The organism is Kitasatospora sp. NPDC001225 (assembly GCF_053597855.1).
The window spans coordinates 1-8,451 of record NZ_JBSFJC010000222.1 but is presented as its reverse complement, the minus strand read 5'-3'; the positions used below and the strand labels follow the sequence as shown (position 1 = coordinate 8,451).

General features: G+C 73.5%; 8 protein-coding genes. 3 read left to right on the top strand and 5 right to left on the bottom strand.

Annotation, left to right across the window (positions count from 1 at the left end; all coding sequences use genetic code 11):
- From ACWDCZ_RS37570 to ACWDCZ_RS37555, 4 genes are all read right to left on the bottom strand, one after another.
- Positions 1-1,499 (bottom strand): FG-GAP-like repeat-containing protein (locus ACWDCZ_RS37570; RefSeq protein WP_449818268.1); only part of this gene is annotated, 1,499 nt, incomplete at its 3' end.
- A gap of 29 nt (positions 1,500-1,528) precedes the next feature.
- Positions 1,529-2,863, bottom strand: coding sequence for an FG-GAP-like repeat-containing protein (locus ACWDCZ_RS37565; protein ID WP_449818267.1), 1,335 nt, complete (start codon positions 2,861-2,863; stop codon positions 1,529-1,531).
- Between the two features lie 195 nt (positions 2,864-3,058).
- A complete protein-coding gene (locus ACWDCZ_RS37560) occupies positions 3,059-3,217 on the bottom strand; it encodes a hypothetical protein (RefSeq protein WP_158077707.1) in 159 nt (52 codons plus the stop codon).
- 149 nt (positions 3,218-3,366) lie between these two features.
- Positions 3,367-3,720 carry a hypothetical protein gene (locus ACWDCZ_RS37555; protein WP_449818266.1) on the bottom strand — a complete coding sequence of 118 codons (354 nt, stop codon included), beginning with the start codon at positions 3,718-3,720 and terminating at the stop codon, positions 3,367-3,369.
- A gap of 163 nt (positions 3,721-3,883) precedes the next feature.
- On the opposite strand from ACWDCZ_RS37555, the gene ACWDCZ_RS37550 reads away from it, so the two are divergent.
- A complete protein-coding gene (locus ACWDCZ_RS37550; RefSeq protein WP_449818265.1) occupies positions 3,884-4,879 on the top strand; it encodes a helix-turn-helix domain-containing protein in 996 nt (331 codons plus the stop codon).
- A 40-nt stretch (positions 4,880-4,919) separates the two neighbouring features.
- Here ACWDCZ_RS37550 and ACWDCZ_RS37545 read toward each other — a convergent pair whose 3' ends face one another.
- Entirely contained in the window at positions 4,920-5,984 is a 1,065-nt protein-coding gene (locus ACWDCZ_RS37545) for a polyprenyl synthetase family protein (RefSeq protein ID WP_449818269.1), read from the bottom strand.
- Positions 5,985-6,336: 352 nt separating this feature from the next.
- Between ACWDCZ_RS37545 and ACWDCZ_RS37540 the strand changes: the two genes are divergently transcribed.
- Positions 6,337-8,253, top strand: a complete 1,917-nt coding sequence (locus tag ACWDCZ_RS37540) for an alpha/beta hydrolase family protein (RefSeq protein WP_449818264.1) — start codon at positions 6,337-6,339, stop codon at positions 8,251-8,253.
- A complete protein-coding gene (locus ACWDCZ_RS37535; RefSeq protein ID WP_181970410.1) occupies positions 8,250-8,408 on the top strand; it encodes a hypothetical protein in 159 nt (52 codons plus the stop codon). The genes ACWDCZ_RS37540 and ACWDCZ_RS37535 overlap by 4 nt, the downstream gene beginning before the upstream one ends.
- The last annotated feature ends 43 nt before the right edge of the window (positions 8,409-8,451 follow it).

Below are 8,451 nucleotides of genomic sequence, written 5' to 3'. Positions count from 1 at the left end.
GTCCAACCGCCGTGTCCGTCACCGCCGTTGTTGAGGAAGGCGGTGGTGGGGCCGGTGGTGACGAGGTAGTCGGCATGGGCGTCACCGTTGATGTCGGCCAGCGCCACCGTGGCCTGGTCGGTGGTGAGCCCGGTCGCCGTCCGGCCGTAGTCGGTCCAGCCGCCGTGGCCGTCGCCGCCCTTGTTGAGGAAGGTGGTGATGGAGCCGTCCGGGTTGATGACGTTGTAGTCGGCCCGCCCGTCACCGTCGAGATCGGCGAAGCGGACCCGGCCGCGGTCGGTGGTGAGACCGCCGGCGACCTTGCCGTCGTCGATCCAGCCGCCGTGGCCGTCGCCGCCCCGGTTGAGGAAGGCGCCCACGGCGCCGTCCGGCTGGGTGATGAGGTAGTCGGCGCGGCCGTCGCCGTCGAAGTCGGCGAAGGTGACCTGGGAGGGGTCGGCGGTGAGCCCGCTCGCGACCTGGCCGAGGTCGTTCCAGCCACCGTGGCCGTCACCGCCCTTGTTCAGGAAGACCCGGACGGACCCGTCACCGTTGATCAGGATGTAGTCCGCGCGGCCGTCGCCGTCGAAGTCGGCGAAGCGGACCCGGCTGCGGTCGCTGGTCATCCCGGTCGTGACCTGCCCCAGGTCGCTCCAGCCGCCGTGGCCGTCACCGCCCTTGTTGAGGAGCACCCGGGCCGAGCCGTCGTCGTTGAGGACGATGTAGTCGGCGCGGCCGTCGCCGTCGAAGTCCGCCCAGCGCACCCGGCCCGCCCCGCCCGACTCCGTACCGGCGTGGTGCACCGGGGCCGGGGCGGCCAGGCCGTCCGTGAAGGCGCGGTCCAGGGCCTGGTCGAAGGTCTGCGCCAGCCGCTGGTAGCCCAGGTCGTCGGGGTGCAGGCCGTCGGCCATCTCGGCCGGGGTCAGCGCGGGCGCGGCGGTGTAGCGGACCTTGCGGCCCTGGGCCTGCTTCGCGAGGACGGCCTGGCTCAGGGCGCTGTTGTAGTCGGCCACCTGGGCGGTCAGGTTCGGTGTGGTCGGGATCAGGCCCATCACGAGGACGGTCACCCCCGGCCGGTCGGCCAGGATCCGGTCGATCAGCGCCGACGTCCGGTCCGCGGCGTGCGCCTTGTCGGTGCCCCGGTCCAGGTCGTTGATGCCGATGTGGAGCAGGACGACGTCCGGCTGGGCAGCGGCCAGCCATCCGTCGACTCCGGCCAGAAGGTCGTTGACCATGGACCCGCTGTGGCCCTCGTTGTCCGGGTCGAGCACCGCGCCGTTGCCGCGCGAGCCCACCAGGTCGACGGTGTAGCGGTTCTGCTGGGCCACCAGGTCGGCGAGCGGTCCGCGGTACCCGGCGTCGGTGGTGCTCCGGTACCCGGCGGTGATCGAGTCGCCGAGCGGCATCACCCGCAGGACCGGGGCGGGCGTCGGTGCGGCGGCGGACGCGGTGGGGGCCACGGCGGCGAGTGCGGCCACTGCGGTCACCGCGGCCATGGCGAGTGTGGTGGTGCGCTTCACGGGGTTCCTTCCCTGTTTCCGGTCGCGGTTCAGGCGCCGGCGGCGATCTGGCCGTAGTCGATCCAGCCGGGGTTGTTCCGGTCGTCTCCGCCGTTGTTGAGGAAGGCGGTGGTCGGACCGGTGGTCACGAGGTAGTCGGCACGGCCGTCGCCGTTGATGTCGGCGAGGTCGACGGTGTTCTGGTTGCTGGTCAGGCCCGTGGTGATCTTGGGACGGAGAGTCCAGCCGCCACCGGTGTCACCACCGTGGTTCACGTAGCTGGTGATGCTGCCGTCCGGGTTCACGATGTTGTAGTCCGCGCGCCCGTCACCATCGATGTCCGCCCACTTGATCCGCGACGTGTCGGCCGTGACACCGCCGGCCACCTTGCCCAGGTCGCTCCAGCTCCCGATACCGGTGTTGCGGAAGACACCCACCGCACCGTCCGGCTGGGTGATGACGTAATCCGTACGACCGTCACCGTCGAAGTCGGCGAAGGTCACCTGGGCCGGGTTGGTGGTGAGCCCCGTCGCGACCTGACCCAGGTCACTCCAACCACCGTGCCCGTCACCACCCTTGTTCAGGAACACCCGCACCGAACCGTCACCGTTGATCAGGATGTAGTCCGCGCGGCCGTCACCGTCGTAGTCCGCGAAACGCACCCGACTGCGGTCACTGGTCATCCCCGTCGTGACCTGACCCAGGTCACTCCAACCGCCGTGGCCGTCACCACCCTTGTTCAGGAACACCCGCGCCGAACCGTTGTCGTTCAGGATGACGTAGTCCGCGCGGCCGTCACCGTCGAAGTCCGCCCAGCGCACCCGACCCGCCCCACCCGACTCCGTACCGGCCGAGGACCCCCGGCCGCCGATCGGCGACACGTAGCCGCTGACGTGCTTCGACCCGTACATCCCGCCGGCGGTGATGGTGCCGCGGGTGACCTGGCTGTTGCCCTGGTTGCCGCCGATGGTGCCGACGGACCCGTCGGAGTTGACCGAGACGACCAGCGAGACGTGCTCCGCGTAGCCGGAGCTGTAGTTGAAGACGGCGGCGTCACCGACGCGGGGGGTCGAGTGCAGACCGGAGCCGTACTGTCCGAAGCTGCCGGCCCCGGAGGTCAGCCCCGAGACGTTGACGCCGTTCTGCGCCCAGACCCAGCGGGCGAAGTCGGCGCACCAGTTCTCGCCGCAGCTGGTGTAGTAGCCGCTGCCGCCGGCGCTGTTGGTGTCGCAGGCGCCGTGGCCCAGGTTGGCCTCGGCGGTGCCGACGATGTTCGACCCGACGCTGGCGACGGCGATCTGGGCTCCCGTCAGCATGAGGACGGGTGTGACCGCGGCGGTGGCGAAGGCCGCGGTGACCAGCGTGCGGAGGGAACGCTTGCGCATGGTGGGTTTCTCCTGTTTCGGGCATGGCGGGGACAGGCGTGGTGCGACGGTGAGGGGCGGTCCGCGGGTCGGGCGGTGGCGACGGGCACGGAGACCGTGCCGGCCCGCCGGAGACCGGGACCGGTGTTCAGTGGGCGCGGGGCGGGACGGCTGCCCTGCAGGAGCAGCGGTCGGGGGCGCCCGCGGCGGTGCCGGCTACTGCCAGATCATGTTCTCGTCGTGCACGTCGGCGGCCTCGACGCGGGAGACGGAGGCGGTGGTGTGCCCGGCGACGGACAGGGCGACGGCGGGCAGGGCGGCGGCGACGGCGAGGGTGACGACCGCGGCGGCCTTGGCGAGACAGGTGCGCAGCATGGTGGGGTCCTTCCACGGAGGTGGGGCGAGTGGGGGGCGGCCGGACCGTGCGTCCCGCGGTGACGCTTCGTCCTGGTGGCCTTGCCGGTCGGTGCTCCCGGCCGGCGATCACTACCTTGGCCGTGGGCCCGGGGCTGGCGGAAGGGATGTCAGGTGGACGGAAACGTCCCCTGCCGGTTCCGTCCAGCGGGGCCGGATCGGGACAGTTCCAGTTCGTAGAACGGGGAGACGAGCGGGGCGCCGGCCCGGGCCACGGACCAGCCGTGCAGCGGTGCGGCGGACGCCACGGCCCGCTCACAGAGCGCGGCGGCCCGGGACTCGGCGTCGGCGAGGCCGTCGGCGAGGAGGTACAGGCCGAGCACCGGGTCGGGGACGGCGTGCGGGTGGACGGCGACGTGCTCCAGCCGGTCCGCGGGGGTCGCCACGGACCGGACGAGGTCGGCGACCCCGTCGGGCAGGGGTGCCCCCTCCGGGGCGAGCAGCTGAACGTGGATCAGGTACATGCCTCCGACGTTCCCAGGCCGCGCGGACGGAGCACAGGGGGTCGCCCGGGACGCTTCGGGCCGTGGCCGGAACGGTCCACGGGATAACCCTGGTCCAGCTGCGGATCTTCGTGCGATGATCATGCGCGCATCGTTCACAGGACCGCTACCGGGGGGGTAGGAAATGCTGGCTGTTCTGGGCTTGGACACCGCTTCGGAAGCCGTGTACAGGGCCATGCTGGCCCGTCCCCAGGACGGTGTGCAGGGGCTCTGCGCAGCGGTCGGACTGACCGAGGCACAGGTGCGCTCGGCGCTGGACACCCTCAGCGAGCTCGCCCTGGTCCGGCCCTCGCACGAGCGGGACGGAGCGCTGCGCGCGGTCTCGCCGGACGTCGGCATGGAGATCCTGATGGCCCGCCAACAGGCCGAACTGGCGGTCCAGCAGCAGCGGATCGAGGCCTCCCGGGTCGCGGCAGCTCAGCTCATCGCCGACTTCTCGGACCTCCGTCCGGCCACCGCGCACGCCGGGGTCGAGCACCTGGTCGGCCTGGACGCGATCCGTGACCGGCTGGCGTCCCTCACCCGCGAGGTGAGGGACGAGGTGATGACCTTCGCCCCCGACGGCGCCCACACGCCGGAGAGCATCGAGGCGGCCCGTCCGCTCGACGAGGAGCTGCTCGGGCGCGGCGTGAAGATCCGTACCGTCTACCTGGAGAGCGCGGGCAACAGCGCTCCGACCGTCGCGTACACCGCGTGGCTCGCCGCGCGGGGCGGACAGGTGCGGGTCGTGCCGTCGCTGCCGACGCGGATGATCGTGGTCGACCGCGCCACCGCCGTCATCCCGGTGAACAGCGACGACACGGCGGCGGCGGCCGTGGTGCTGACCGGCCACGGCACGCTGACGGCCCTGTGTGCCCTGTTCGAGAACGTCTGGGACGCCGCGCGGCCCCTGGTGGGCCCCGCCGTCCGCGACTCCCGGGGCCTCAGCGGCCAGGAGTCGGCCGCCCTGCGGCTGCTCTCCGAGGGGCACACCGACGAGGCGATCGCCAAGCGGCTGGGCGTCTCGCCCCGGACGGCGCGGCGGATCGCCACCGAACTGATGGAACGGCTCGGCGCCCGCAGCCGGTTCGAGGCCGGTGTGCGCGCCGTCCAGCACGGCTGGCTCCCGGCCCGCGTCTGAGCGGCGCTCTTCCCGGAGTGCAGGAGCCCGCACCGACCGGTCAGTCCGGCACCACGTTCGACAGCGGCAGGCCCGCGAAGAAGGCCACCGCCTCCTCCCGCCAGTGCGGGCGCCAGCCCTCGGCCTCGGCGCGGGCCGCCTCGGCGCAGCGGCGCATGTCCGAGCGGAGCCTGCCGTCCACGCCCAGCCGCCGGGCCAGCTCGCGGACGTGCTCCACCATGTCGTCCGGGCAGTGCGGGTCGCCGAGCGCGGACTCCACCACGGCCCGCTGGGCCTCGTCCGCGGCGGCGAGCAGGGCGCTCACGGCGTAGCTGCGGCGTCCCGCGCGGAGGTCGGCGCCGGTGGACTTGCCGGTGGCGTCCTCGTCGCCGAACAGGTCGAGGTAGTCGTCGCGCAGCTGGCCGCCGATGCCGACCAGGGTCGCGTAGCGGCGCAGCCGTGCGTCGTGGGCGGCCAGGTCCGCGCCGGCGGCCAGCAGCCCCAGCCGCAGCGGGGCGAGCACCGAGTACCGGGTGGACTTGTACTCGCAGACGGTGTGCAGGAACTCCTCGTCCGGGAGCGACCGGAAATCGCGTTCGAGGTCGACGATCTGGCCGGTGACGGTCTCGGCGCCCGCGTTCAGCTGCACCTCCAGCATCGCCTGGCGCAGCTCGGCGGGGACGTCCGCCTCCAACAGGACCCGCATCGACAGGAAGGCGGCGAGGTCACCGGCCAGGACGGCCAGGCCGAGGGCGGTGCGGTCCGCCTCCGGGAACTCCCGGCGGTAGGCGTAGTAGGTGGAGGGGCCGCCGCGGCGTACGGGCGCGTCGTCGATGATGTCGTCGTGGACGAGCCCGTGCGTCTGGAGCAGTTCGATGCTCAGCGCGGCCTCCGCCAGGCCGGGCACCGGGTCGGTGGTCACCAGTCGGGCGGCCTCGTACAGCAGGGCGACCCGCAGGCGCTTGCCGCCGCGCAGTGAGAGGTCCCGCAGCAGTTCCAGGCAGCGCGGGGTGAAGCGGCTGAGCGGCGGCGTGTCGAGGCGCTCCGGCAGGGCGGCGAAGTAGGCCTCGAAGCGGAGGTCGAACCGGCGCCGGTGTCCGGCGGCTCGTTCGCGGGCGGCTGCCATGATCGTCTCGTTCACGGGGCCCACCCTCGCATCCGTACGGGCGCAGCCGCGCGGCCGGGGTCGGAGTCGGGGTCGGGGCGGGCCCGTGGGCGGACGCCCGTTGCCGGTGGCCTCCGCGCCTTGCCGGCGCATCCGCATCACCGCCTACCGGCGGTCACTTCAGCCGTCTTTCGGCCAACTGTGCGAAAGGTCTGGTCGCCGTCACGGCGCCTCCCTAGAGTGGCCGCAATCTTCCGCAAGTGACCCTTTCTTCACGCTGGTTCACCGGACCTTCACACCGGCGCACCGGCCCCGGGACGTTCAGCGCAGCCTGTTCCCACCATCGAGCCGTCGAGCCGGAAGGGCCGGGTCCATGACGCAGGCGTTCCAGTCCCCCGGCTTCGCCGCGCTCGCGGCCGACCGCGCGGTCGAGACCCGGCTCGTCGAGGAGCGCTGGCAGGCGGTCGCCTGGGACCTGGGGACGGGTCGGCGCCGGGTGGTCACCGACCGACCGGAAGGCGTCCACCTCAGCGAGATCGAGCCGGACGGCGAGGCCATCTGGTGGTTCGACGCCGACAGCGCCGGTGAGGGGCGGTGGTGGCGCGAGCCGTTCGCGGGCGGAACAGGCGGAGCGGGCGGAACAGGCGGAGCGGGCGGCGCGGCGCTGCACGGCGTGCCGCCCGGGCGGGCCTACGGCGTCGCCTTCGACCGGACGGGCGCGCTCGCGGCGGTGGCCGTCGGCGTCGACGGCGCCTCGCACTGCTATGTCGGACCGCCCGCGGGCGAGGCGCGGCTGGTCGGTTCGGCGCCGGGCTACCTGAGCCTGGCCGACCTGTCGCCGGACGGCCGGCTGCTCGCCCTCGGCGGGCGCCCCGACGGGGACGACTCGGTGGTCCTCTGGCCGACGGACATCCAGCCGGACGCCCAGCACGACACCCCGGTGGACGGTCCGCTGCGGCTCGCCGGGAACCGCCGACTGCGGCTCTGGCCGATCGAGTTCAACCCGCTCGCGGTGCACGAACCGGAGCTGCTCCTGGTGGCCGAGGAGGACGAGCGGTACACCGTCGCGACCTGGCGGGCGAGCACGGGCCTGCGAAGACACCCGGGGCTCTCCTTCGACTCGCAGATCTCGGCCGGCTGGTACCAGGGGCCGCGCGGGGTGCTGATCCAGCACGAGCGGGCCGGGCGGAGCCGGCTCCTCCTCGCCGAGCTCGACCCGCCGACGGGACAGGAGGCGACGCGCGTACAGACGCACGTACAGGCACACGTACAGTCGCGCGCACAGTCGCGCGTACAGGAGATCAGCACCCCCGGCGGCACCATCCACGACCTGTCCTGCGCCCCGGACGGCACCCTGCACTGTGTCTGGAGCCGGGAGTCGACCCCGCCCCGCCCGCTGGTCCTGCGCCCCGGCACGGAGGTGGCGCACCACCCCGCCCCGGACGGCGGCGACACCTCCCGCACCCGGCGCTGGACGCCCCGGCCGTACGGGCGGATCCACAGCTTCGTCAGCACCCCGGCCGGCCCCGGCCCGTGGCCGACCCTCTTCCTGGTCCACGGCGGGCCCGCCACCCACGACCGGGACTCCTACGACCCGCGGGTGAACGCCCTGGTCGACCGCGGCTACGCGGTGGTGCGCACCAACTACCGCGGCTCCACCGGCTACGGCGCCCGCTGGCAGCACGAGTACGGCCACCGGGTCGGGCTGGCGCAGATCGAGGACCTGGCCGCCGTCCGCGCGGAGCTGGTCGCCGACGGTACGGCGCTCGCGGACCGTACCGGCCTGTGCGGATTCTCCTGGGGCGGCTACCTGGCCCTGCTGGCGATGGGCGCGCAGCCGGAGCTGTGGTCGCTCGGCATGGCCGCGCAGCCGATCGCGGACTACCCCGCCACGTACCGCACCACCACCCCCGCACTGCGCGAGCTCGACCGGCAGCTCTTCGGCGGCACCCCGGACGAGGTGCCCGAACGCTACCGAGCCGCCGACCCGCGGACGTACGTGCACCAGGTCCGCTCGCCCGTCCTGCTGGTCGCCTCGCGGACCGACGAGCGGTGCCCGCCCGACCAGGTCGCCCGGTACGCCGCGGACCTGCGGCGGCTGGCGGTGCCGCACGAGCTGCTCTGGGTGGACGGCGGCCACTACAGCCGCCGGACCGCCGACCACCGATCGGTGCTGGCCGCGATGGTCCGGTTCGCCGAACACGCCTGGCCGCCACCGCTCCCCCGGCCACCCCGGGGCGACCGCCCCGGGGTTCCCGCCGAGTCGATGGAAGGAGGTGAACAGCCATGAAGCGACGCAGCATCCAGAACGACCCGATCAGCACCCCGGAGCGTGACCGGGGCGCCGTGGTGGTCCAGAACTTCGCGCTCGACATCACCAAGGCCGCGCCGGTCGCGCCTGCCCTGAAGGGGCAGCCGAAGCCGAAGCCGGAAGCGAAGAAGTGACCCCCCGTGGGGGGGGGGGGGGCGGCCGGGCGCCCCCCGCCCC